General features: G+C 61.4%; 19 protein-coding genes. 4 read left to right on the top strand and 15 right to left on the bottom strand.

The genetic code is table 11. The features are described 5' to 3' along the window. Nucleotides 1-84 precede the first annotated feature (84 nt). From mazG to cysM, 4 genes are read right to left on the bottom strand one after another with little or no spacing between them, the layout of a single operon-like run. Nucleotides 85-927 carry a nucleoside triphosphate pyrophosphohydrolase gene (mazG, locus tag RVY79_RS13295; RefSeq protein WP_317464755.1) on the bottom strand — a complete coding sequence of 281 codons (843 nt, stop codon included), beginning with the start codon at nt 925-927 and terminating at the stop codon, nt 85-87. Further along, entirely contained in the window at nt 924-3176 is a 2253-nt protein-coding gene (relA, locus tag RVY79_RS13290) for a GTP diphosphokinase (protein ID WP_317464754.1), read from the bottom strand. Before relA ends, mazG begins: the two co-directional genes overlap by 4 nt. Further along, the gene (gene rlmD, locus RVY79_RS13285; RefSeq protein ID WP_317464753.1) at nt 3160-4587 is read right to left on the bottom strand and encodes a 23S rRNA (uracil(1939)-C(5))-methyltransferase RlmD; all 1428 of its coding nucleotides are present in this window, start codon (nt 4585-4587) and stop codon (nt 3160-3162) included. The genes relA and rlmD overlap by 17 nt, the downstream gene beginning before the upstream one ends. A 1-nt stretch (nt 4588) precedes the next feature. Next, nucleotides 4589-5485 carry a cysteine synthase CysM gene (gene cysM, locus RVY79_RS13280; RefSeq protein ID WP_317464752.1) on the bottom strand — a complete coding sequence of 299 codons (897 nt, stop codon included), beginning with the start codon at nt 5483-5485 and terminating at the stop codon, nt 4589-4591. A gap of 147 nt (nt 5486-5632) precedes the next feature. Between cysM and RVY79_RS13275 the strand changes: the two genes are divergently transcribed. Further along, nucleotides 5633-8383 (top strand): ATP-binding protein, encoded by a 2751-nt coding sequence (locus tag RVY79_RS13275; protein ID WP_317464751.1) that lies wholly within the window; start codon nt 5633-5635, stop codon nt 8381-8383. A gap of 33 nt (nt 8384-8416) precedes the next feature. Here RVY79_RS13275 and pdxJ read toward each other — a convergent pair whose 3' ends face one another. The 9 genes from pdxJ to rpoE form a co-directional block, all read right to left on the bottom strand. Next, on the bottom strand, nt 8417-9238 hold the full coding sequence (gene pdxJ, locus RVY79_RS13270) for a pyridoxine 5'-phosphate synthase (protein WP_317464749.1): 822 nt from the start codon (nt 9236-9238) through the stop codon (nt 8417-8419). A 36-nt stretch (nt 9239-9274) separates the two neighbouring features. Then, nucleotides 9275-9979, bottom strand: coding sequence for a DNA repair protein RecO (gene recO, locus RVY79_RS13265; protein WP_317464747.1), 705 nt, complete (start codon nt 9977-9979; stop codon nt 9275-9277). Nucleotides 9980-10009: 30 nt separating this feature from the next. Beyond that, entirely contained in the window at nt 10010-10909 is a 900-nt protein-coding gene (era, locus tag RVY79_RS13260; RefSeq protein ID WP_317464746.1) for a GTPase Era, read from the bottom strand. Further along, nucleotides 10906-11598, bottom strand: a complete 693-nt coding sequence (rnc, locus tag RVY79_RS13255; protein WP_317464744.1) for a ribonuclease III — start codon at nt 11596-11598, stop codon at nt 10906-10908. Before rnc ends, era begins: the two co-directional genes overlap by 4 nt. 81 nt (nt 11599-11679) lie before the next feature. Beyond that, entirely contained in the window at nt 11680-12483 is an 804-nt protein-coding gene (gene lepB / locus RVY79_RS13250) for a signal peptidase I (RefSeq protein WP_317464742.1), read from the bottom strand. Nucleotides 12484-12494: 11 nt separating this feature from the next. Further along, nucleotides 12495-14315, bottom strand: a complete 1821-nt coding sequence (gene lepA / locus RVY79_RS13245) for a translation elongation factor 4 (RefSeq protein ID WP_317464740.1) — start codon at nt 14313-14315, stop codon at nt 12495-12497. Nucleotides 14316-14510: 195 nt separating this feature from the next. Beyond that, nucleotides 14511-15947 carry a DegQ family serine endoprotease gene (locus tag RVY79_RS13240; RefSeq protein WP_317464738.1) on the bottom strand — a complete coding sequence of 479 codons (1437 nt, stop codon included), beginning with the start codon at nt 15945-15947 and terminating at the stop codon, nt 14511-14513. Nucleotides 15948-16258: 311 nt separating this feature from the next. Next, on the bottom strand, nt 16259-17029 hold the full coding sequence (locus RVY79_RS13235; protein WP_317464737.1) for a sigma-E factor negative regulatory protein: 771 nt from the start codon (nt 17027-17029) through the stop codon (nt 16259-16261). 224 nt (nt 17030-17253) lie between these two features. Further along, on the bottom strand, nt 17254-17859 hold the full coding sequence (gene rpoE / locus RVY79_RS13230; RefSeq protein WP_317464736.1) for an RNA polymerase sigma factor RpoE: 606 nt from the start codon (nt 17857-17859) through the stop codon (nt 17254-17256). Between the two features lie 387 nt (nt 17860-18246). Between rpoE and RVY79_RS13225 the strand changes: the two genes are divergently transcribed. After that, a complete protein-coding gene (locus RVY79_RS13225) occupies nt 18247-19326 on the top strand; it encodes a 3-deoxy-7-phosphoheptulonate synthase (protein WP_317464735.1) in 1080 nt (359 codons plus the stop codon). A gap of 87 nt (nt 19327-19413) precedes the next feature. Here RVY79_RS13225 and dinG read toward each other — a convergent pair whose 3' ends face one another. Next, a complete protein-coding gene (dinG, locus tag RVY79_RS13220; protein ID WP_317464734.1) occupies nt 19414-21558 on the bottom strand; it encodes an ATP-dependent DNA helicase DinG in 2145 nt (714 codons plus the stop codon). A gap of 220 nt (nt 21559-21778) precedes the next feature. Further along, entirely contained in the window at nt 21779-23053 is a 1275-nt protein-coding gene (locus RVY79_RS13215) for a DEAD/DEAH box helicase (RefSeq protein WP_317464733.1), read from the bottom strand. Nucleotides 23054-23285: 232 nt separating this feature from the next. Between RVY79_RS13215 and RVY79_RS13210 the strand changes: the two genes are divergently transcribed. Further along, nucleotides 23286-23534, top strand: coding sequence for a hypothetical protein (locus RVY79_RS13210; protein ID WP_317464731.1), 249 nt, complete (start codon nt 23286-23288; stop codon nt 23532-23534). Further along, on the top strand, nt 23534-24349 hold the full coding sequence (gene xthA, locus RVY79_RS13205; RefSeq protein ID WP_317464729.1) for an exodeoxyribonuclease III: 816 nt from the start codon (nt 23534-23536) through the stop codon (nt 24347-24349). The genes RVY79_RS13210 and xthA overlap by 1 nt, the downstream gene beginning before the upstream one ends. Nucleotides 24350-24376 lie beyond the last annotated feature (27 nt).

The following is a 24376-nucleotide window of genomic DNA, read 5'->3' as shown; positions in this document are numbered from 1 at the left end:
TTGTTGTCTTTACTATTGTTGTCTTGACTATTGTTGTCTTGACTACGTTACCCGGGCTCGGCAGTGCCCACAACGCAACCGGCCTCAGGACGCTGACTTCTCACGCTGCTTGGCGGCTTGCCAATGGCGCTCCATCTCGTCGAGGCTGGCACGCTCAAGGCCGTCTTCCTGCTCCGACAAGGCTTCTTCGACATATCGGAAGCGGCGCTCAAACTTGCCATTGGCTTCGCGAAGCGCGCGCTCGGGGTCGACGTCGAAGCGCCTGGCCAGGTTGGTCACGGCGAACAGCAAGTCGCCGATTTCCTCGCGCACATGGTCAGCGTCCTGCTGCTCTGCGGCTTCCTCGACTTCCGCCAGCTCCTCGCGAATCTTGTCGAACACGCCCTGGCCATCCGGCCAGTCGAAGCCGACCCGCGCGGCACGCTTGGAAAGCTTGGCGCCACGCGACAGGGCCGGCAGCGTGCGCGGCACGTCATCGAGTACCGAGACCGCCTGGCGCGTCTCGCGCTCTTGCGCCTTCAGGGCTTCCCAGCGCGTCTTGACGCTGGCCGTTTCGACCTCGTCGGCCGAAACGCCGGGCGGGCGGCGGGAATCAAGCGTACCGTCGGGGAAGACATGCGGATGGCGCGCCACCATCTTGGCGGTCAGCACCTCGATGACGTCGTGAAAATCGAAACGCCCTTCCTCGCTGGCGAACTGGCTGTAGTAGACGACCTGAAACAGCAAGTCGCCCAACTCGCCGGGCAGCTCGTCGAAAGCGCGGCGTTCGATGGCATCGGCCACCTCGTAGGCCTCTTCCAGGGTATGCGGGACGATACTGTCCCAGTCCTGCTTGACGTCCCAGGGGCAACCTTGATCGCTGTCCCGCAACACCGCCATCAACGTCAAAAGATCGTCGAGACCGTAACGCGCGGATGCCTCGCTCATGCCGTCTTGCCTCCTCCACTGCGCAGCCGCTTGACATCGATGACGTTGGGCAACTGCTGAATCCGCGAAAAGATGCGCTCCAGGGCCTCGAGGCCGTCGACTTCCAGGGTGATCTTCATACGCGCCAGGTTGTCGTGCTTATCGGTGAGCGTATTGACCGACAGCACGTTGATGCGATCCCCGGTGAGAATGTGTGTGACATCGCGCAATAGCCCCGAGCGGTCCCAGGCTTCGATCTCGACATCCACCGGATACTGGGCGCTGGCGTTGCCCCACTCGACATCGACGATGCGTCTCGGCTCCTCGGCACGCAACTGAAGAATGTTGGGACAGTCCTGACGGTGGATGGTCACGCCGCGCCCCTGGGTGATATAGCCGACGATCTGATCGCCGGGCACCGGGTGGCAGCAATTGGCCATCGAGGTCTTGAGGTTACCGACGCCGAGTACGGTGATGTCGTCCACCGCCGCTTTGGATGAGCGACGTGGCTTGGCCAGCAACCGATCGAGTTGTTCCTGATCGTCGGTATCACCGAAGAGTTGCTGCGCCTGATGCAATACCTGCCCGATGCGCAAATCGCCACCGCCGATGGCGGCATACATGTCGTCGACCGTCTGGTAGTTGACGGCTTGCGCCAGAGCCTCGAAATCAACGCCTTCAATGTCCAGGCGTCTAAATGCCTTCTCGAACACGGCGCGACCATCCTCGATGTTCTGGCTGCGCGCCTGGTACTTGAACCATGCCTGGATCTTGGCCCGCGCTCGCGAGGTCTTGACGAAGCCCAGGTTGGGATTGAGCCAGTCGCGGCTCGGCCCGCCCTTGGTCGCGGTGAGAATCTCGACCTGCTGTCCGGTTTCGAGCTGATAGGTCAGCGGTACGATACGGCCGTCGACCTTGGCGCCCCGACACAGATGGCCGACCTCGGTATGCACGCGGTAGGCGAAGTCGATGGGCGTGGCGACCTTGGGCATGTCGATGACATGGCCATCCGGGGTGAAGACGTAGATACGATCCGGCGCCACGTCGCTTGAGAGTCCCTCGCTCAAGTCGCCCAGCTCGCCGACTTCTTCCTGCCATTCGAGCACCTGGCGCAGCCAGGCGATCTTCTCCTCGTAGCTGCGGCTTTTAGAGTCGACATCGTGGCCCTTGTAGCGCCAGTGGGCACACACGCCAAGCTCGGCTTCCTCGTGCATGGCGAAGGTACGGATCTGAATCTCCAGCACCTTGTTCTCGGGGCCGATCACCGCCGTGTGCAGTGACTGGTAGCCATTGCGCTTGGGGTTGGCGATGTAGTCGTCGAACTCGTTCGGCACGTGATGCCAGCGCGAATGCACGATGCCCAGCACGGTGTAGCAATCGGCGACTTCCGGCACGAGGATGCGCACCGCGCGCACGTCGTAGACCTGCGAGAAGTCGATGTGCTTGCGCTGCATCTTGCGCCAGATCGAATAGATATGCTTGGCGCGGCCGTCGACATCGTATTGATGGATGCCTTGCTGATCGAGCAGGCCCTTGAGGGTCTCCACCACATCATGGATGTAGCGGTTGCGATCAAGGCGCTTCTCGGCCAGTTGCTTGGCGATGGCCTTGTAGTCGCTTTCTTGCAGATAGCGAAACGACAGATCCTCGAGTTCCCACTTGAGCTGCCCGATGCCCAGGCGATGGGCCAGCGGCGCATAGATATCGAAGACCTCGCGCGCCACCCGCAGACGCTTGTCGCGCGGGGCGTCACGCACCATGCGCAGCGCACAGGTACGCTCGGCGATCTTGATCAGGGCGACACGCACGTCGTCGACCATCGCCACCAGCATCTTGCGCAGGTTTTCCTGCTGATTGTGCTGTGACAGTCCTTGACGCGGCGCTTGTAGCTGGCTGATCGCCGCCATGTGCAACACGCCGTCGATCAACGAGGCGACTTCGCCGCCGAAGCGTTTCTCTATGGCTTCCAGCGTGATCAAGCCCTCGCGTACCACGCGGTACAACACCGCCGCTTCGAGAATCGACTGATCGAGCTTGAGTTCGCCGAGAATATCGGCCATTTCCAGGCCGGTGCGGAAGCTCGAAGCCGGTTCGGCCCAGTTGTGGTGGGGTTTCTCGGCATTACAAGCCAGATGCCGAGCCAGTTCGCAGGCCTCGCGCATCTCCTCGACATCGCGCAATGCGATATCATCCTGGAGGCGCTTCAACCATAAGGTGATATCGACCTCACCGGTCTCCGTCAGCGGTTGGTCTTCACGGACCTTGACCATGATCTTCCCTTTCTGCGGACATGGACCGACCACGCGGCGTTTCGCGGGTCAGTAATAGCATCGATTCCAAATGCGCGGTATGCGGAAACATATCGGCCAGTGCGGCACGTTCGATGCAGTAGCCACCTTGCACAAGATATGCCGTATCCCGCGCCAGCGCGGCGGGATCGCACGAGACATACAGCACTTTTTCCACGGGATGCTCGACAAGCCCCCGACACAGCGCCTCGGCGCCACCACGCGGCGGGTCGAGTACGACCCAATCGACATCGCCGACATCGGGCATGCGCGTGGCCAGATCGGCCTGATGTGCCTCGACATGGTGCAAACCATTGCGGCGCGCGTTGTCGGCAAGGCGCTCGACCATCGCCGGACTGCCTTCGATGCCGGTGATCGCCTCGACGTGGGGTGCCAAGGCAAGCGTGAAGTTGCCGATCCCGGCAAACAAATCGAGCACTCGCTCGCCTCCTCGTGGTGCCAGCCAGTGCCGTGCCGTGCGCACTAGTTGGGCGTTGACCTCGGCGTTGATCTGCAGGAAATCGCCCGGCGCGCATCCCAACTGCAAGATAGTGTCTTCCAGCGTCAGCGTGACATGCAGGGACTCGCCGTTCGGCGCGTGCAACCAGCGCAGCGCGGGCGATTCGCGCCCCACCTGCCATACCAGGGTGATATCGCGTTCGGCGGCGAAACGTTGCCAACGGGTTTCGTCACCGGGGACATCGCGCAATTGACGTATCACCACACAGGGGCCTTCGGCGGTGGCGATCAGCTCGATGTGGCCGACGCGGCGCGGCGCTTCCAGGGTGGTCAGGCATTCGCGCAGCGGCGCGATCACGTCCGCCAGCATGGGCTCGAGTACCACGCAGGTGTCGATATCGATCAGATGCTCGCTGCCCCGGGCGCGAAAGCCGAGATGCGGTGTGCCCTCGGCATCGCATTTGACACCCAGGCGTGCACGACGCCGATACCCCAGCCCCTCGTCTGCCAAGACCTGAACCTCGGGCAATGTCAGGCCCTGGCGCGTGAAAAGCTCTTCCAGCGTGCGTCGCTTGTGGGTGCGCTGCTCTTCGAGCGCCAGGTGCTGCAAATCACAACCACCGCAACGCCCGTAGTACGCACAAGGCGGCGTTACCCGCTGTGGGCCATGCTCGAGACACTCGACGACATGCGCTTCGTCGAAGCGCTTACGCTGACGATGCACGGCGATGCGCACGCGCTCGCCGGGGAGCGCCTGATCGACGAACACCGTCTTGCCATGCGGGTCGCGCGCCACGCCCCGGCCATCGTGCGCCAGGCGCTCGATGGTCAACGTATCCGCCGCCTCGTCACTAGGCGGCGTATTCGCCCCACTTTCCCGACGCACGCGACTTGTAGCGGCGCGCGGTGGGCGCCGTTTGCCCAGCATCGCCATCTCAGCGCTCCGGGGCAAACAGACCGGTGGATAGATAACGATCGCCCCGGTCGCAGACGATGAACACGATCACCGCGTTCTCCACCTGCTCGGCGATCCGCAGCGCCCCCGCCAGCGCACCACCGGAAGAGACACCCGCCAGAATACCTTCTTCGCGGGCGAGCAGACGCATATGCTCCTCGGCTTCCTGCTGACCGATATCCAGGGTGACGTCGACCCGCGAGGCATCGAAAATGCTCGGCAGGTACTCGCGCGGCCAGCGGCGAATGCCGGCGATGCTAGCGCCATCGGCGGGTTGCAGGCCGACGATCTGAATATCGGAGCGCTGTTCCTTGAGATACTGCGAGACGCCCATGATGGTGCCGGTGGTGCCCATCGAACTGACGAAATGGGTGATTTGCCCACTGGTCTGCTCCCAGAGCTCCGGGCCGGTGGTGCGATAGTGCGACAAGGGATTGTCGGTATTGGCGAACTGGTTGAGCGGTTTCCCTTCGCCACGCGCGATCATCTCGTCGGCCAGATCACGCGCACCTTCCATGCCCGCCTCCTTGCTGACTTCGATCAACTGCGCGCCATAAGCGGCCATCGCCTGCTTGCGCTCGCTGGAAGCGCTCTCGGGCATGATCAAGGCCATCCGGTATCCTTTGATCGCCGCCGCCATGGCCAGCGCGATACCGGTATTGCCCGAGGTCGCCTCGATCAGCGTATCGCCGGGACTGATCTCGCCACGCGCCTCGGCTTCTCCGAGCATCGATAGTGCCGGGCGGTCCTTGACCGAGCCTGCCGGGTTGTTGCCCTCGAGCTTGGCCAATAACGTGTTGTTTCGACCAGCGTTCAGCCGGGTCAAACGCACTAACGGCGTGTGGCCGACCACATCCGCGAGAGTGGGAAATTGCATGGTTCATCCTTTGCGATGCGCGTCGCGTCAAAACGCATTCGTCGGTTGTTCGATGCGTCCAATTATATCCGGGACGGCCCGTCGGCGACAGGCGAACCCGCTGAGTGTGGCATACTGCCGATGGGGAACACGAAGGGAGCGGTCGGAATGTCACTTAGGCTGCGCTTGCTGCTTTTATTGCTGGGATTGCCACTGGGCGTGGGGCTCGCCTATGGCGCGTATGACATCTATGCCGAGCGCCAGGAGGCGCATCAGGCGCTGGTCACACGCATTGCTGATGTCACCGCGACGCTGACGCCAGCCTTCAGGCTGGCGCTCGATGAAGCGCGTGACGAATATCTGCGCCAGTTGGCTCAGCGCCTGCTGGATATCGACGAGGTCGACGCCGTCAGCGTTCGTGACGGTGGCGGCGATGCCGTGCTCAGCCTCGGTCAAACGCAACCCGCCCCCGCTGTGGCAATGCCGGCACAGAGTACCTTGCAGGAGCACGCGCAACACTGGCGCTGGCTGCAACCCCTGGGCACGGTCGATACGGGTCAAAACGCAGCAGACGAGGCTACGACCTACTGGCTCGATGTGGATCTGGGCACCACGACCCTGACGCTGACTTTTTATCGCCAGTTGGCCGGCCACGGCATGGCCGGATTGGTGCTGGGCCTGCTGCTGTTCTTGCTCGCTTACCCGCTGAGTCGCCGCCTGACCAGGCCGCTGCAACATCAAATCGACCTGCTCGAACGCCTCAACGGTGGCGATTACAGTGCCCGCCTGGCACCCCGTGGCGCACGTGAACTGACCACGCTGGGCCACCAGCTCAACGCCCTCGGCGATCATATGATGCGCCTGCGCGAGGACACCCAGGCACAAATCGATCAGACGACCTTCGACCTGCGCGAATCGATGGAGACCATCGAGGTCAAGAACATCGAACTCGACATGGCCCATCGCCGCGCGCTGGAAGCCAATCGCATCAAGTCGCAGTTTCTGGCCAACATCAGCCATGAAATTCGCACGCCGCTCAACGGCATCATCGGGTTTTGCCAACTGCTCGGGCGCAGCGCCCTGGACAGCCGCCAGCGCGAATGGCTCGAACAGGTACAGACCGCCTCGGACAATCTGCTTTCGCTGATCAGCGATGTGCTGGATTTCTCCAAGATCGAAGCCGGCAAGCTCGAGCTGGAAACCGTGCCGGTGGACATGGTGACCCTGGTTGACGAGGTGCTCGGCCTCCAGGCCCCCAACGCGCAACGCAAGAGCCTGCACCTGCTGGGTCTGGTCTACGACGATGTGCCCGACCAACTGCTTGGCGATCCATTGCGCATCAAGCAGGTGCTGACCAATCTGGTCAACAACGCCGTCAAATTCACCGAGCGTGGCGAGATCGTCGTCCGCGTCATGCTCGATGAGCACAGTGCCACCAGCACCAAGCTACGCATCAGCGTTCGCGATACCGGGATCGGCCTCGACCTGGCGAGTCGCGAGCGACTGTTCCATGCCTTCAGCCAGGGTGATGCCAGCCGCTCGCGCAAATACGGCGGCACCGGGCTAGGGCTGATGATCAGCAAACGTTTGGTGGAACAGATGGGCGGTGAGATCGATGTCGAAAGCGAAAGCGGCCAGGGTACGACCTTTACATTTTCGCTGACGCTGATCGCGACGCAGCAGCGCGAGCGCCTTCCCGAATTGAGTCTGAGCGGCTATCGCGTCGGCTTGTTCGAAGCCCACGCCGCCAGCCGGCGCGCCTTCACACACTTGCTCGAGCGCTGGGATGCCCGCGTCGTGCCGCTACCCTCGCGGGATGCCTGCACGACGCCACCGCCAGAGATCGACCTGTTGCTGCTAGGGCTGACGCAGGACGACTTGCATCCCCGAGAGATCACGGCCTGGCGCGAGGTGCTGGATCGTTGCGACTGCCCGGGATTATTGCTGGTCAATGCCGATCCCTTCGAGCTCCCCGACCTGGCGCTTCCCCACGGCGGCGAGATCACTACCAAACCTGTCTCACGACGTGGGCTGGGCAATGCCATCAATGTTTTGCTGACGAACGAACGCGAGGCGGCGCACGCGACGGTGGAAGCGCCCTCATCACCCACGCCGACCGGCAAGGTGCTGGTCGTCGATGACACGCCCTCCAATCGCCTGCTGGTCAAGGAGCTGTTGCAGGACCGCGGCTTGGCGCCGCTACTCGCGGGAAGCGGCGAGGAAGCGCTGGCGATGGCGCATGGTGAGTCCATTGACTTGGTGTTGATGGATATCCAGATGCCCGGCATGAACGGCGTGGAGGCCATGAAAGCGCTGCGCGCGCTGGGCGGTGACTGGCAGCGGCGGCCCATCGTGGCACTGACCGCGCACGCACTCGAAGAGGAACGCCAGCACCTGCTGCGCGACGGCATGAGCGACTGCTTGATCAAACCGATCCGCGAGCCGGCACTGGACTCCCTGCTCGAGCGCCACCTGGGCGGCACCGCCACGCCCGACACACGCCCCACGGCACTGCCCTCACCACCCGACGAGGCACCGGCGCAAGCAAACCAGGACGATACCGCTGGAGATGAATTACCGGTGGTCGATATGCAGCTTGGCATGCGCATGGCCGGAGGACGCGAAGCACTCGCGCACGACATGCTCAGCCTGCTGTTCGAGCATCTGGATGAATCCGAGCAGGCAATTCACACCGCCTGGATCGCCCAGGATGCCGAGGCTTTCCATGAGCAGGTCCATCGTCTCAATGGCGCCTGTCGATACTGCGGCGTGCCGCAGCTGGCCTTGTTGGCGGAAACGCTGGAAACCCGCTTCAAGGCCCAGGGACTCGAGGCCTGCGAGGGACTCTACGCCGCACTGCAGACCGCGATCACACGGCTACGCGAGTGGCAGGCCCAGCACTGGCAGACCGAGCGCTAGGCACTGTCTGAAAAGTGCCTAAGGACCCCAGGCTCAAGCGCCGCAGCACTCGCCGGTCTCGTCATGATCGTGGTCATGATCATGGTCGTGCTCGTGGGCATCGATCTGCGCCATGACCCCGGCTTCCTGCCCGGCGATGGCGAGGCGCTTCATGTCCGCCACGGCCTCCTTGAGGCCCACGAACAGCGCCCGTGCAATGATCGCGTGTCCGATGTTGAGTTCGTGTATACCGGGAATCGCGGCAATCGCCTCGACGTTGTGATAATGCAACCCGTGACCGGCGTTAACCGTCAGCCCCAGTTCGAACGCCATCTCGGCCGCCGCCACCAGGCGCTGGTACTCGACGCGCTGTGCGTCGCCACTGGCCTCGGCATACGCCCCGGTATGCAGCTCGACGGTGGGTGCGCCCAACTCGAACGCGGCCTGGATCTGGGCGGGTTCGGGGTCGATGAACAGTGATACTTCGCTGCCCGTTGCGGCTAGCCGGCGGCAGGCCTCGCTCACCCGCTCGCAAGCGCCCACGACATCGAGCCCGCCTTCGGTGGTGAGCTCCTCACGCTGCTCGGGCACCAGGCAGACATTGGCGGGACGCAACGCCTCGGCAAAGGCGATCATCTCCTCGGTCACGGCCATTTCCAGGTTCATGCGCGTGGCCAGTGTTTCGGCAAGCACGCGTACGTCGCGCTCCTGGATATGACGGCGATCCTCGCGCAGATGCAGGGTAATGCCATCGGCGCCGGCTTCTTCGGCCAGCATGGCCGCCTGCACGGGATCGGGATAACGCGTTCCGCGGGCCTGGCGCAGCGTGGCGATATGATCGATGTTGACGCCCAATAGGATACGTGGCGGATGCATGGCAGTGTCCTTCCAGTAAGAGGATGAAATGATCGTTCAGGAGGTGCGTCGACGCTCGGCGAGTCGCTGCATCAACTCTCGCGAGCGCAAGGGGCGATCACCCAATAAGGGCGCCAATGCCGCACGCGTGACATGCTTGGCAACGCCCGCCAGACCCGGCGCTTCCCAGTCACCCCGGGCCAACCATTTGAGACTGCGCCCGTCGATGCCGCTCTGCCCGGGAGCTACGGCGCGAAAGCAATGACGCTCGGCGTGGTACCGATAATGCGTGAAGGCGTCCAGCGGGGCATCGTGCTCATCGACGAAACGCGGCGCCATGTCGAGACTTTCCAGAAGGGTGATTTCCAGGCGCCTCAACGCTCCTGCCCGCTTGGCCGGCGATGGCAAGGCCTCGAGCGTCAGCGCGTAAAGCGAAAACACCTCACCCACCGGATATTCCAGCGGCAATACGCGCGCCATGAGCTCGTTGGCGTAAAATCCGCACAGTAACCCTTCGCCGGCCAGCAAGGCCGTACTGCCCTGGCTTTCGAGCAGTCGCAAACGCTTGAGTTCGCCGTTGCCGCTCCAGGTGACATGCAGAGGAGAATACGGCTGCAGAATCCCGCGCGCCTTGCTGCCGCCGCGTTGCACGCCCTGGGCAACGGCACGCACGCGCCCCTGAGTGAGCGTCAGCAGCTCGACGATGGCACTGGTCTCGCGGTAGGCACGCTTGTGCAGCAAGAAAGCCGGTTCAGGCGTCATCGCGGCATCCCCGCGCCGTGGTGGGCGCAATCAGTCGAGATCGTAACCCAAGCTCTTCAGGGCACGGTCGTCGTCGGACCATCCCCGTTTGACCTTCACCCACAGGTTGAGCATGACCTTGGCATCGAAGGCACGCTCCATCTCCAGACGGGCTTCACGGCCGATGTTCTTGATCCGCTCACCTTGATCGCCGATCAGAATCTTCTTCTGCCCCTGGCGTTCGACCAGAATCAAGGCACTGATGTGCAGCGTCTTGCCGTCATCCTTGAATTCCTCGATCTCGACGGTCATCTGATACGGCAGTTCGTCACCGAGCTGACGCATGACCTTCTCGCGCACGAGCTCGGCGGCCAGGAAGCGCTGACTCTTGTTGGTGATCTGGTCTTCGGAAAAGTAATGCACGCTTTCCGGCAAGCGTTGGGCGATTTCGGCTTCAAGCTCAGGCACGTTGGTGCCATTCTTGGCCGAAAGGGGCACCACGGCCGCGAAATCGCGCTTCTTGCTCACGCTATCCAGCCACGGCAGCAGACTGCTCTTGTCCTCGAGCCAGTCGACCTTGTTGACGGCCAGAATCACCGGGGCCGGTACGTTGCTGAGCTTCTCGAGCACCACGTCGTCTTCCTCGGTCCACTTGGTGCGGTCGACGATGAAGATCACACAGTCGATATCGCGCAAGGCGTGCGTGGCGGCCTGATTCATGAAGCGGTTGATCGCCTTGTTGCGATCTCGCGTCTGAATGTGCATACCCGGCGTATCGACATAGATGAACTGGGTGTCTTCTTCGGTCTTGATGCCCATCACCTGATGGCGCGTCGTCTGCGGGCGCCGCGAGGTGATGGAGATCTTCTGGCCGAGAATTCGGTTCATCAGCGTCGATTTACCGACATTGGGGCGGCCAACGATGGCCACGAAACCACAGTGTTGCGTCATGCGTGCCTGCTCTGGGAAGGTTCGAGTATTTCCAGCGCCTTTTCGGCGGCTTGCTGTTCGGCGTGGCGACGGCTGGAACCGACACCCAGCGTATGATCCTCGAGCATCTGGACATGACACTCGATGGTAAAGACCTGCGCGTGCGCTTCGCCTTCGACCGAGACCACTTCATAGCGCGGCAATGCCGACTGCCGCGACTGCAGAAATTCCTGCAGGCGTGTCTTGGGGTCTTTCTGGTTATCCTGCAGGTCGAGCGCTTCCAGGCGCGTCGCGTACCACGACAACACCCGCGCCTTGGTAACATCCATGCCCGCATCGAGATAGATGGCGCCGATCAGTGCCTCCACCCCATCGGCAAGGATCGAGTCACGACGGAAACCGCCGCTTTTCATCTCGCCGGAGCCGAGTCGCAGGCATTCGCCCAGTTCGAACTCGCGCGCTAGTTCGGCCAGGGTTTGCCCTTTCACCAGACGCGCACGCAAACGTGACAGTTGTCCTTCTCGCGCCTGGGGAAAGCGTTGGAAAAGCGCTTCGCCGATGACGAAGTTGACGATGGAGTCGCCCAGAAATTCCAGGCGCTCGTTGTTCTTCCCCCCATAACTACGATGGGTCATCGCCAATTCGAGCCGGGCGACATCGCGAAACTGGTAACCGATTCTTTGACTGAGGGCGTGCAAGGGGCTACTCACGACACTGCCTTTTTCATCTGTTCTGGGTGAAGCGGCGGAGAGCATAGCTCTCCCCCAGCATGAGTCATTCGAGAGTATGGTTCATTCGATGATTCTGACACTAGAAAAACTCGGCAAGCCATCCTTCCAGTGCATCCACACCGCGAATGCCTCGCCCACGATATTCTCTTCCGGCACGAAGCCCCAGTAGCGACTGTCGTTAGAATGATCACGATTATCGCCCATCATGAAGTAATGGTCTTCAGGCACCACGACCTCACGCATCTGCGGGCCGGGAGCGCCGGGCGTGTTGAAAATAGCGTGTGAAACGTCCCCCAGGTGCTCCTCATAACGTTGCTCACCCGATGCGTTATCGGGATTTTTATCCTTCAAGATCTTCTCGACCGGCTCACCATTGACGTAAAGCTGTTTATTTTCGTAGCGAATGCGATCCCCAGGCAAGCCGATGACACGCTTGATGAAGTCGACCGAAGGATCGCCAGGGAAGCGAAACACCATGACATCGCCCCGCTCAGGCTCGCCGAAATCGACGATTTCGGTATTGAGCACCGGTAAGCGCAATCCGTAGGTGAACTTGTTGACCAGAATGAAATCCCCAACCTTGAGCGTCGGACGCATCGAGCCAGAGGGAATTTGAAACGGTTCGACCACGAAACTCCGCAGCACCAGCACGATCAGCAACACTGGAAAGAAAGAGCGTGCATAATCCACCACCCAGGGTTCCTTGGCCAACTTGCCCCGCGTGGCGGTGTCCAACTCGCCGTCGACTTGGGCCTCGGCCTTTTCCAGGCGAGCGCGGCGAGCCCGCCGCCACCATACGATATCAACCAGCCAGACAACGCCGGTGATGGCTACCGCCAACACCAGCAACAACGAAAAATCCATGGCTTAGATTCCTAATCATTCATCTTGAGGACGGCGAGGAAGGCATCCTGGGGAATTTCCACTTTACCTACCTGCTTCATGCGCTTTTTGCCTGCCTTTTGCTTTTCGAGCAATTTCCGCTTGCGGGTCACGTCGCCGCCATAACACTTGGCAGTTACGTTCTTGCGTAGCGCCTTGACGGTCGAACGTGCGACCACCTGCCCGCCCAACGTCGCTTGAATGGCGACGTCGAACATCTGGCGCGGGATCAGCTCTTTCATCTTTTCCACCAACGCACGGCCACGCGGATGGGCGTGATCACGGTGCACGATGGTGGCAAGCGCATCGACGCGGTCACCGTTGATCAGCACGTCAAGACGCACGAGATTGGCGGTCTCGAAACGCTCGAAATTGTATTCAAGCGACGCATATCCCTTGGAAATGGACTTCAGGCGATCGAAGAAATCCATCACCACTTCGCTCATCGGCAGTTCATAGGTGAGCTGAAGCTGGCTGCCCAGGAACAGCATGTCTAGCTGAGTACCGCGGCGTTGCTCGCATTCGGTGATGACGTTGCCGACGTACTCCTGCGGCACCAGGATGCTGGCACGCACGATGGGCTCGCGCATCTCTTCGATGTCGGCCATGTCCGGCAGTTTGGACGGGTTGGACACATAACGTATCTCGCCGTCTTTCATGACCAGCTCGTAGATGACCGTCGGTGCCGTGGTCAGCAAATCCAGGTCGTACTCGCGCTCGAGTCGTTCCTGGATGATCTCCATGTGCAGGGTCCCGAGAAAGCCGACACGGAAACCGAAGCCTAGTGCATCGGAATTCTCGGGCTCGTAATCCAGTGAGGCATCGTTGAGAGCCAGTTTCTCCAGCGCATCGCGGAACTCTTCGTAATCGTCGGAGCTGACCGGAAACATGCCCGCATAGACCTGGGGCTTGACCTTCTGGAATCCGGGCAGACGCGCGACATTTTCGCCCCCTTTGGAATGTACGATGGTATCACCCACCGGCGCACCGTGGATGTCCTTGATACCCGCCACCACGAAACCGACTTCACCGGCACGCAGGACACCGGTCTGTTTGCGCTTGGGCGTGAAGATACCCGCTTCGCTGACCTCCCAGGCGCGCTCGGTGGACTTCATGCGGATCTTGTCGCCCTTCTTGAGCGTGCCATCGAAAAGACGCACCAGGGAGATCACACCCACGTAATTGTCGAACCATGAATCAACGATCAACGCCTGCAAAGGTGCTTCGGGGTCACCTTTGGGGGGCGGAATGTCACGCACCAGACGCTCGAGCAAGGCTTCCATCCCCAGGCCACTCTTCGCGGAGACCTGGCACGCATCGGAGGCATCGATGCCGATGATTTCTTCCACCTCATGGGCCACGCGATCAGGATCGGCCTGGGGCAGGTCGATCTTGTTGAGTACCGGCAGAACTTCGAGCCCTTGCTCCACCGCCGTGTAGCAATTCGCCACCGACTGCGCCTCGACCCCTTGTGCCGCATCGACCACCAACAGTGCGCCCTCGCAGGCATAAAGCGAGCGCGACACTTCGTAGGAAAAGTCGACATGGCCCGGCGTATCGATGAAGTTGAGCTGATAGACCTGACCATCGTCGGCCTTATAGTCCAACGTCACGGACTGGGCCTTGATGGTGATCCCGCGTTCACGCTCGAGATCCATCGAGTCGAGCACCTGCTCCTTCGTCTCACGATCGGTCAACCCACCGCAGATCTGGATGATACGGTCGGACAGCGTCGACTTGCCGTGGTCGATATGGGCAATGATGGAGAAATTGCGAATGAGTGGAAGCGTTGCTTTATTTTCGTCGCGGCTCATCAAGTCCTACCTGAGTCAGAAACACGATCCGGCCAAGCAATACCGCTAGGCAAGCGTACGCGGACCGACGGGCATTCAATTGAAAGGCATTGTACCGGCAAGCACCCTCCATGGACAGCGAGGGCGTACGATCGACATGACGAGGCCCCGCCGAAACGGGGCCTCGATTCCTACCCTAGGTGTGTCGTCGCGGCGTCACTCATCGGCGGACTGAAGGCGCAGCGCCACGAACAACGCTTGCCCGTCGCGCACGATACGAACCGGTATGGCACGGTCGATAGGCGCCTCGTCCACGGCCTTCATCAGAGTATCGGTGCCATCGATCTTTTGACCATTGAAGCTGACAATGACATCGCCACGCGAAATCCCGGCAGCCGCCGCAGCGCCTTGCGGGTCGACCTGACGCACCACGACACCATTGTCGACGCCCAGTTGACTGCGCATCCGATCATCGAGGTCACTGACCGCGACGCCCAGGCGCGATTGGCTATCATTCTCCTGGTGCTGTGAGCCGGATACACTCTCGCCTTCTTTCGGCCAATTGCCGACAGTAACGTCGATTTTCTGCGGTTCGCCGTCGCGCAGAATATTCAGCGTCACTTCATCGCCAGGCGATACACGCCCCACCAGCCGCGGCAAGGTGCTGGAGTCCTCAACCTTCTGGCCATCGACCGCAAGCACTACATCACCGGCCTCAAGTCCGGCCTCGCTGGCGGGGCTGTCATCGGTAACCTCGGAAATCAAGGCTCCACGCGCCTCATCGAGACCGAAGGATTCCGCCAGGTCTTTCGACACGGGCTGGATGACCACCCCTAGCCAACCGCGGTTGACATGCCCTGAGGCTTTCAATTGGTCGGCGATATCCATCGCCACATTGATCGGAATGGCGAAGGAAACCCCCATGAAGCCACCGCTACGAGTGTAAATCTGAGAGTTGATGCCGACGACCTCACCCTCGAGATTGAACAGCGGCCCACCGGAATTGCCGGGATTGATCGCCACATCGGTCTGAATGAAGGGGACATAGGCGTCACTCGGCAGCGTGCGGTCGATCGCACTGACGATCCCTGCGGTCACCGAGTGATCGAAGCCGAAAGGCGAACCGATGGCCGCGACCCACTCCCCGACTTGCAAGTCGTCGGAATCGCCCATCTCAAGCACGGGAAGGTTCTTGGCATCGACCTTGAGCACGGCGACATCGGTTTTCTTATCGGCACCCACCAAGGTGGCCTCGAGTTCGCGGCGATCGTTGAGTCGCACCACGATCTCATCGGCGCCATCCACCACATGCGCATTGGTCATGATATAGCCATCGCGGCTGATGATGAAGCCAGACCCCAGCGAATGGCGCTGCTCTTCTCTACCCTGGCCGGGAACTCCAGGCATCATGGGCGGCATTCGGTCGCCGAAAAAGTGCCGAAAGATGTCGGGAACATCCTGGCCACTGAACGGCGACCCCTGCATCCCTCGTCTTTCGACGGTGCTGGTGGTGGAAATATTGACGACACCCGGCGCGGCGTCTTCAACCAGTTGGGTGAAATCCGGCAATTCGCGCGCCTGCGCGAACTGCGCGGCGCATAACGTTACCAACGCCAATAAAAAGGGAGAGATATAGCGAGATAGACGTTCCATCAAAGACTCCTGATAAAAAGCGTGAACTCGTTAACCAAAACGAGGAGCCACATTGACAAGGCCAGCGCACGATGCCGACCCACCATGGTTCGACGCCCTGAATGCTGACGCCGACAACTTCATTGATACATTAACGGCACAGGAGTTCACTGGACAACGCCGCAACTTCAATGCGCGCACGTCAAACCCGGCGCCAGACGACAAAAGGCGCGCCCCTGGTATCAGGTGGCGCGCCTCTTACATGCTAGGCACTTTTCAGACGAGGTCTAGCGTCGGTGGACGGCCGCCCCAAAGCGGCCACCGACGCGAGATCAACGCTGGCTCGCCACCTCGGTGCCCGAACCATCGATTGCGCGAGAAGACGACATCCACGCTTCGCTCGCAGCCCCCGCCTCCTGCTGCTTCAAATACGCTTGAAGAAGGCGTGACTGGTCGTAGTCGGTGCGGGCCGTCTGGCGCAGGGAATCGGAAAAGAGTGATCCGCCCATGCTGACTTCCATGACGCCACTAGGCTCAGGAGGCGCGAAATTGGGAAACACTGGGTTGTCTTGGGACGACGAGCTAAAGAATCCTGCGCTGTCTGCCCCAAAACTCGCCGGCATGGCCTCTATCCCCGAAGGAGCGCTCTGCAGCGATGCCGGCTGCACGCTGGCACCCCGCTCGGCGGAAGGCAACTCCCCCGTTGCCGCGTTATCGCTGGCAAACTCGGCACCTTCCCCGCCAACGCTCCGGGGAGAATTCGCGTTGTATACCTGAACGCCGGTGATCACCATCAACGACACCGCCGCCGCGACAGCGGTACTCCCGGCGAAGGAAAACGGCACGCTGCGGCGCGGCCCCTGTGTCGTCGCTTCCAGCGGCCCAGGCTCGTCGGCGAGGCGTGCCATGATACCGGCGGAAAGATCCGTACTGACATCCACACTTCGATCACGCTGCATCATGCTGCGCGCCAAGTGATAACGCCGCCATGTTTCGGCAGCTTCGGGCGCGTCTTGCAACGACCTCATGACACGACGCATCTCGAGGTCATCGCCCTCATTATCCATCAGCGCGGACAAGGACTCTCGCACGTTCTGTTTCATACCTACACCCTCACATTCGAGAAGACGAATGCCCATCGTCTACTGGGCGCTACACAACGGTTCACGTGTGGCGACGCCTGTTTTTTGACATCTTGCACGAGCGCCATAGTTACTTGGCAACGGCAGCGCCCACTCAATTCCACTGGTAATCGGTGAGACGTCAAAGCGGCCGGACAGTTCACTTTTGAATGCCTCTAGCGCCACTTTTTTATTATGCGGCTCGATCATTCGACCGTGACGTCGGCCTGACGCGTCGCGTCGAGCAGCGGCTCGATGGCCTTGTCCACCGCTTCCCGGGCACGAAAGATGCGCGACCGCACCGTCCCCACCGGACAGTGCATGATATTGGCGATATCTTCATAGGCGAGCCCATCCATCTCGCGCAGCGTGATAGCGGTACGTAGATCCTCGGGGAGATTCTCGATGGCCTCGAACACCGCCGACTCGAGCTGATCGCGCTGCAAGGCGGCCTCCGGCGTCTCGATATCGGACAAACGCCCGCTGTGATCAAGCACCTCGGCGTCCACGATATCCATGTCACTGCCCGGCGGCCGCCGACCGCGAGAGACAAGATGATTCTTGGCGGTGTTGATGGCAATGCGGTACATCCACGTGTAAAAAGCGCTTTCGGAACGAAACTTGCCCAAGGCGCGGTATGCCTTGATGAAGGCCTCCTGCGCGACATCCTGGACTTCGGCGGGATCATGCACATAGCGCCCGATCAAACCGAGAATCTTGTGCTGGTACTTCTTGACCAGAAGATCGAAAGCCCGGGTGTCTCCCTTCTGGGCACGCTCGACGAGCTGACGGTCGGTTTCCCTTGTGCCCATTCATTCCTCCTCCATGCTGGAGGCACCATAAAGCGAAGCGCCGTCGAAGGCGCCAGCGCAGAAAAATCGTATCTGCTGTGTGGTCATCATGTTCCAGTCGAGCCCACGGGGCGCTGAATAATCAAGGTAATAGACGAAATTGGGCGAAGACCTAGGGTCATGTGGCCGATCCACTTGCTTAACTTAAGTAATGCCTAGTGTTCCTTTTTCTGCCCGCTCCATCAAGACGATAAAGCGGCGGATGCGCTGATGGCATCCGAGCATTGACCGCCATCATGTCGAGAAGTTCGACCATGACATTGATTTTCCCAGCGCCAGCAAGCGATAGTAACGCTTCTTTGCAAGCGAAACCGATGCCCTTCGCGACACTTATCTACAGGTAGCGGAATGTCAGAACAGCAGGTCAATAACATTAACGTCCTTTCTCAGGACGTACTGGTCACCCCCGAGGCGCTCAAGCGTGAAATCCCCCTTTCCGAGGAGGCCGAGCGTACGGTACTCGAGGGGCGCCGAACCGTGCAACGGATCCTCGACGGCGACGACCCGCGTCTCGTCGTCGTCATCGGCCCCTGCTCGATCCACGATGTGGACGCGGCACGCGATTATGCCCGCCGCCTGCGCCAGTTGGCCGATGCAGTGAGCGATAGCCTGTACGTGGTCATGCGCGTGTATTTCGAGAAGCCGCGCACCACCGTCGGCTGGAAGGGCCTTATCAACGACCCGCACCTCGACGACACCTTCGACATCCAGGAGGGGCTGCGCACCGCCCGGCACCTTCTGGTGGAACTCGCCGAAATGGGACTACCGCTGGCCACCGAGGCACTCGACCCCATCTCGCCGCAGTATCTGCAGGATTGCATCAGCTGGTCAGCCATAGGTGCGCGGACCACCGAGTCTCAGACGCACCGCGAGATGGCATCCGGCCTGTCGTCGCCGGTCGGTTTCAAGAACGGCACAGACGGCAGCCTCGACGTCGCGGTCAACGCGCTCAAGTCCGTCGCCCATCCGCACAACTTCCTGGGTATCGACCAGGGTGGGCAGGTCGCCGTCATTCGCACACGCGGCAACCCCTACGGTCATGTCGTGCTGCGCGGCGGCAACGGTAAGCCCAATTACGACAGCGTCAGTGTGACGCTCGCCGAAAAGGAGCTGCGCGCGGCCGGTGTCACGCCCAACATCATGGTCGACTGCTCGCACGCCAACTCCAACAAGGATCCGTCCCTGCAGCCCTTGGTGATGGATAACATCGCCAACCAGATCCTCGAGGGCAACACCTCGATCATGGGGCTGATGGTCGAGTCGCACATCGGCTGGGGCAATCAGAAGATCCCTGAGGATCGCTCGCAGCTACAGTACGGGGTATCGATCACCGACGCCTGCATCGACTGGCCGACCACCGAAACGGCCATGCACGAGATGAACGAAAAGTTGAAGCCGGCTCTGGCCAAGCGCCAGCGCGGCGCATAACCTCGCCTCGCCGGCCCCTCGCCCGTGGGGTCGGCGCACCACCTACCGTTTGAGAGACTAGGCATGGCCCGAAAAGTGCCTAATGCCTTACTGCGCCACGCCGTCGATTTCACGCCGGAAAGGTGGCAACGAATCGAGCAGCGCCCGCCCATAACGACGCGTCAGCACACGTCGGTCGAGCAATGTGATGCGCCCCTGATCGGCCTCCTTACGGATCAACCGACCGCAGGCCTGGACCAGGCGAATCGAGGCATCCGGCACCGAGATGCGCATGAACGGATTGCCGCCACGACTCTCGATCCACTCCGCCAGGGTCGCGCCCACCGGGTCGTCGGGGACCGAGAAGGGCAACCGGGTGATCACCACGTGGGTGAGGTACTCGCCCGGCAAATCGATGCCTTCGGCGAAACTGGCCAACCCGAAGATGATGCTGCCCTCCCCGGCGTCGACTCGCGCCCGATGGCGTTGGAGCAACTCACGCTTGGGTAGGTGGTTTTGCGCCACGACCCGCTCACGCACCGCTTCCGGCAATGCATCGAGCACCGCGCGCAGCTGCTTGCGCGATGAAAACAACATGAGCACGGCCTCGCGCTCTGCCAGGGCTTGGGTAAAGTCGATCAACGCACGCTCGTGGGCCTCGCGATTGCTGGGATCGACGGCCTCCGGCGGCACGCTGAGCACGGCGCGGGAATAGTCGAAGGGACTCGGCAAGCGTTGATAGCGATAGCGATTGGCCAGTCCGGCACGTTCTTGGAGGCGCTCGAAACGATTGAGCGCGGTCAGCGTCGCCGAGGTCACTACCGCGCCATAGCATGTGCCCCACAAATGCCGAGCCAAGGTCTCGGCGGCCGAGACAGGGCTTGCCGAAAACGTCAGCTCCGCCTCGCCGGCGACGCGCTCGAAAGTCAGCCAGCGCGCCTGCGGCACGCTGTCCTCGGAGTCCGGCGTCGCCAACGCCTGCCACAAAGCATGTGCTTCCAGAGCTCGGCCATGCAGCAGGGCGATCAACGGCAGCCAGGCTTCGGCCTGTTCACGCGGCAAGCCCGTGGCCTTTTCGGGATCGAGGCTTTCACGCAGGATATCCGCCATGCTTTCGAGGGTACGCGACAGTTCGGCGAACGCCGTCACCATCGACTGGGCCTGCTCGCTCAGCGCCTCCGGCACACGGCCCATCGGAAAGCGATGATGCACGGCATCGGTGGCGTCGTCAGGCAGCCCTTCTTCGCGTTCGGCGAAGCGGTGGCCCATGGCGAACGCCTCGCCCAGGCGTGGCTCCAGGGCCGCGATCGCCTCTGGCAGGCTCGCCAACAGGCGAGCCAGGGTCGGCTGCACGGCCAGTGCGGTATTGAGTTCGGTCAGCGACTTTTTCAGCGTGCGCAACCAACGCAACGTGCCGTTGACCGGCAGCCGATGATAAAAGTGATCCAGGGCCTTGTCGGGCAGGTGGTGGCCTTCGTCAAAGACGTAGATGCATTCCTTGGGCGATGGCAATACCAGTCCACCCCCCAAGGAAAGATCCGCCAGCACCAGGTCGTGATTGGCAACGATGATATCGGCCTGATCGAGCCCACGACGTGCACGAAAGAAAGCACAGGCCCCGAAGTGACCGCAACGGCGATTGGTGCACTGACGATGATCGATGGTCAAGCGACGCCAATCGGCATCGTCGATCCCCGTCGGCCAGCTATCGCGGTCGCCTTCCCAGCGCCCCGCCGAGTAGGCCTCGGCCATCTCATGCGCCAGGGCCTGGAAATCGTCACCATCGCGGGACGTCATCGCTTCCTCGAAAAGCGACAGCGTGGGGTTTTCTTCCCCGCCTTCCAAGGCTTGATCGAGCCGCGCCACGCATAGATAGCGCCCCCGCCCCTTGGCCAGAGCATATTCGAAATCGAGGCCGCTATGCGCCTTGAGGGCCGGCAGGTCGTGATGCAGCACCTGCTCTTGCAGCGCCACCGTGGCGGTGGAGATCACCAGGCGCTTACCACGCGCCTGGGCGATGGGCAGCGCGGCAAGCAGGTAAGCCAGCGTCTTGCCAGTGCCGGTCCCCGCTTCCAGCACGCAGACATGCTCGTTGGAGAGGCGTCGCCCGGCGTCATCCGCCTCGATACCGCCCAGGGTTCGCGCGATCTCGGCGATCATCAGCCGCTGCCCGTAACGCGGGGTCAGCTCGAGCCCATCGAGCACCCGGCGATAGGCGGTCTGTATCTCGTCCTTCAGGACCTCGTCAAGCATGATGCATCCATAGAGAAGCGCGGCGACGGGGGCAGGCCGACGCGAAGGCGCTGTAAACCCTTCCCTGGGCACTACCGATTCCTTCCCTGGAGTCGGACCTCCGCTCTGGCCTGTCCTCGTCGCCGCTCACCAAGGGGCCAACGCAGCCCGGGCAGTCTGTCTTCAAGCGGCGTAGCCGCAGTCTTCCAGCTTTCAGGCGCGCAGCGCCGCTCTTCAAGCTTTAGAGCAATCCTTCGGGGGGATGCTGACAAGGCAGCTTGTCGCCGATATAGGACTCGATTCCCGGCAATGCGAAGGCATCCTCTTCACCGACGAAGCTGATCGACACGCCCTCGGCACCGGCACGGCCCGTGCGGCCAATACGGTGCACGTAGTCCTCGGGATCTTCCGGCAGGGTGTAATTCACCACATGGCTGACATCTTCGATATGAATGCCACGCCCTGCCACATCGGTGGCCACCAGGACATCCACCTCGCCGTCACGGAAACGGTCGAGTGTCTTGATGCGCGCGCTCTGCGGCACGTCGCCAGACAACATCGCCACATTGATACCCGCGTTACGCAGGGTCTCATCGAGATTGCGCACCAGATCTCGGCGATTGCCGAACACGATCACGCGCTCCATGCTTGCCTGGTTGAGCAGGTTGATCAGCAGGCGCTGTTTGTCACTGTCGCCGACCAGATAAACGCGCTGGTCGATGTTGGCGGCATTCTCGAGACTCGCTTCGATCTCCACGTGGGTGGCGTTATGCGTCCACTGGCTGGCTAGGTTGAGAATATCCGGGCTGAACGTCGCCGAGAACAGGAAGGTCTGGCGCTCCTCAGCCTTGGGCGTATGCCGAATGATGCGCTTGACATCGGGAATGAAGCCCATCGACAACATACGATCCGCTTCGTCGAGGACCAATACCTCGGTTTGCGTCAGGTCGACATCGCGCTTCTCGTGGAAGTCGAGCAGACGTCCGGGGGTCGCCACCAGCACATCGAGCTTGCGCGACAGCTGCTCACGCTGCTTCTGGTAGTCCATTCCGCCGACGACGCTGGCCACGTTGAGTGACGTGAAGCGCGCCAGTGCCTTGGCATCTTTCTCGATCTGCAGCGCCAGCTCGCGCGTCGGCGCGACGATCAATGCACGTGGCGCCCCGGACTTCTGGCCATCGGGGGCCTTTTCTTCCAGGAAATACGCCAGAATCGAGATCAAGAACGCGGCGGTCTTGCCGGTACCCGTCTGCGCCTTGCCGACCACATCACCACCGAGCAGTGTATGCGTCAGGGCTTCGGCCTGAATCGGCGTGCAGTACTCAAACCCCAGGGCATGAATCGCACGCATCAGCGGCACGGGAAGATCGAAATCGTGAAAGCGCCACTTACCCGCGACCGGTGTCACCTGGAACTGTTTGATGTCCCACTGAGACTGCGAGCGACGCGGCTTGCGACGACGCCGCTTGGGCTTGCGGTTCTGGGCCGGTGCTGAAGTTTTTTCCGACTCACTCATAGGCTTCTATGTCTGTCCAATATTCGTACGCAAATGCATGAATCCAGCGCGCTTGCCTGCCTTTCCGCAGCGCGCCACGGCCATCGCGACAGCCAAGCTGGATCACGACGCAAGCGACCATTGTATCAGTCATTGCCAAGCATCGCGCGGACATCGCGCTCAGTCACGGATGTCGCTCGACAACGCGACTGGTAGAATGGGCGTCAAGTCAATACGACACTAGGATCACGATATGACACGCAGTAAAAAAACGCGCTCGATCGCCAGCAAGGTGACGATTCGCACCGGACGTCGCAAGGACTTCCGTAAATGGCGCCACGACAACCCCGATCAGGTCAAATCGTCGCCTCGCTACGTGCAGAAAAAGCGCCAGCAACGCAAACTTCAAGCCGCGCGGCGTCTGGCACGACAGCAGCAGGCCCCGACCCTCGACGTGCATGGCGCGTCGACGCGCGACGACGATTCGCGAGGTGACCGCTGATGCGCCTGGTTTCCTTCAACATCAATGGCATCCGCGCCCGCCTGCACCAGCTGGAGGCACTCATCGAGGCGCATCGCCCCGATATCATCGGCCTCCAGGAAACCAAGGTGCAGGACAGCGAGTTCCCGCGCGAGGCCGTCGAGGCACTCGGCTATCATGTGGCCTTTCACGGGCAAAAAGGCCATTACGGCGTCGCACTACTCAGCCGGCAGGCTCCCGAGGCCGTTTATTACGGCCTGCCTGACGATGGCGAAGAAGCCCAGCGGCGCTTGATCGGCGCTCGCGTACGCTGTGACGATGGCGAGATCATGACCGTGTACAACGGTTATTTCCCGCAGGGTGAAAACATCGAACATCCCACCAAGTTTCCCAACAAACGCGATTTCTATGCCCGGCTCACGGCATTGCTGCAAGCGCAACACACGCCCGACGAGCGGCTCGCGGTCATGGGAGACTTCAATATTTCGCCCACCGATATCGATATCGGCATCGGCGAATCCAATCGCAAGCGCTGGCTGCGCGAGGGCAAGACCAGTTTCCAGCCCGTCGAGCGCGAATGGCTCAAGCGGCTCGCCGACTGGGGCCTGAGCGATTGTTACCGCCTACGCTACCCGGAGGTCGATGACCGCTTCAGTTGGTTCGACTATCGTTCGCGGGGCTTCGAACGTGAGCCCAAGCGCGGACTGCGAATCGACTACATCATGGTGACACCCACATTGCGTGAGCGGGTGGAAGATGCTGGCATCGATTACGAGCTACGCGGCATCCAGCGTCCTTCAGATCACGCCCCGGTATGGGCACAACTAGCGTTGTAACTCGCATCAACGCCCGTGAAAGCGGGC

This window comes from Chromohalobacter sp. HP20-39 (assembly GCF_033052815.1).
In the GTDB taxonomy this organism is placed as follows: Bacteria; Pseudomonadota; Gammaproteobacteria; order Pseudomonadales; family Halomonadaceae; genus Chromohalobacter.
This window is presented reverse-complemented; position numbering and strand designations above follow the sequence as displayed.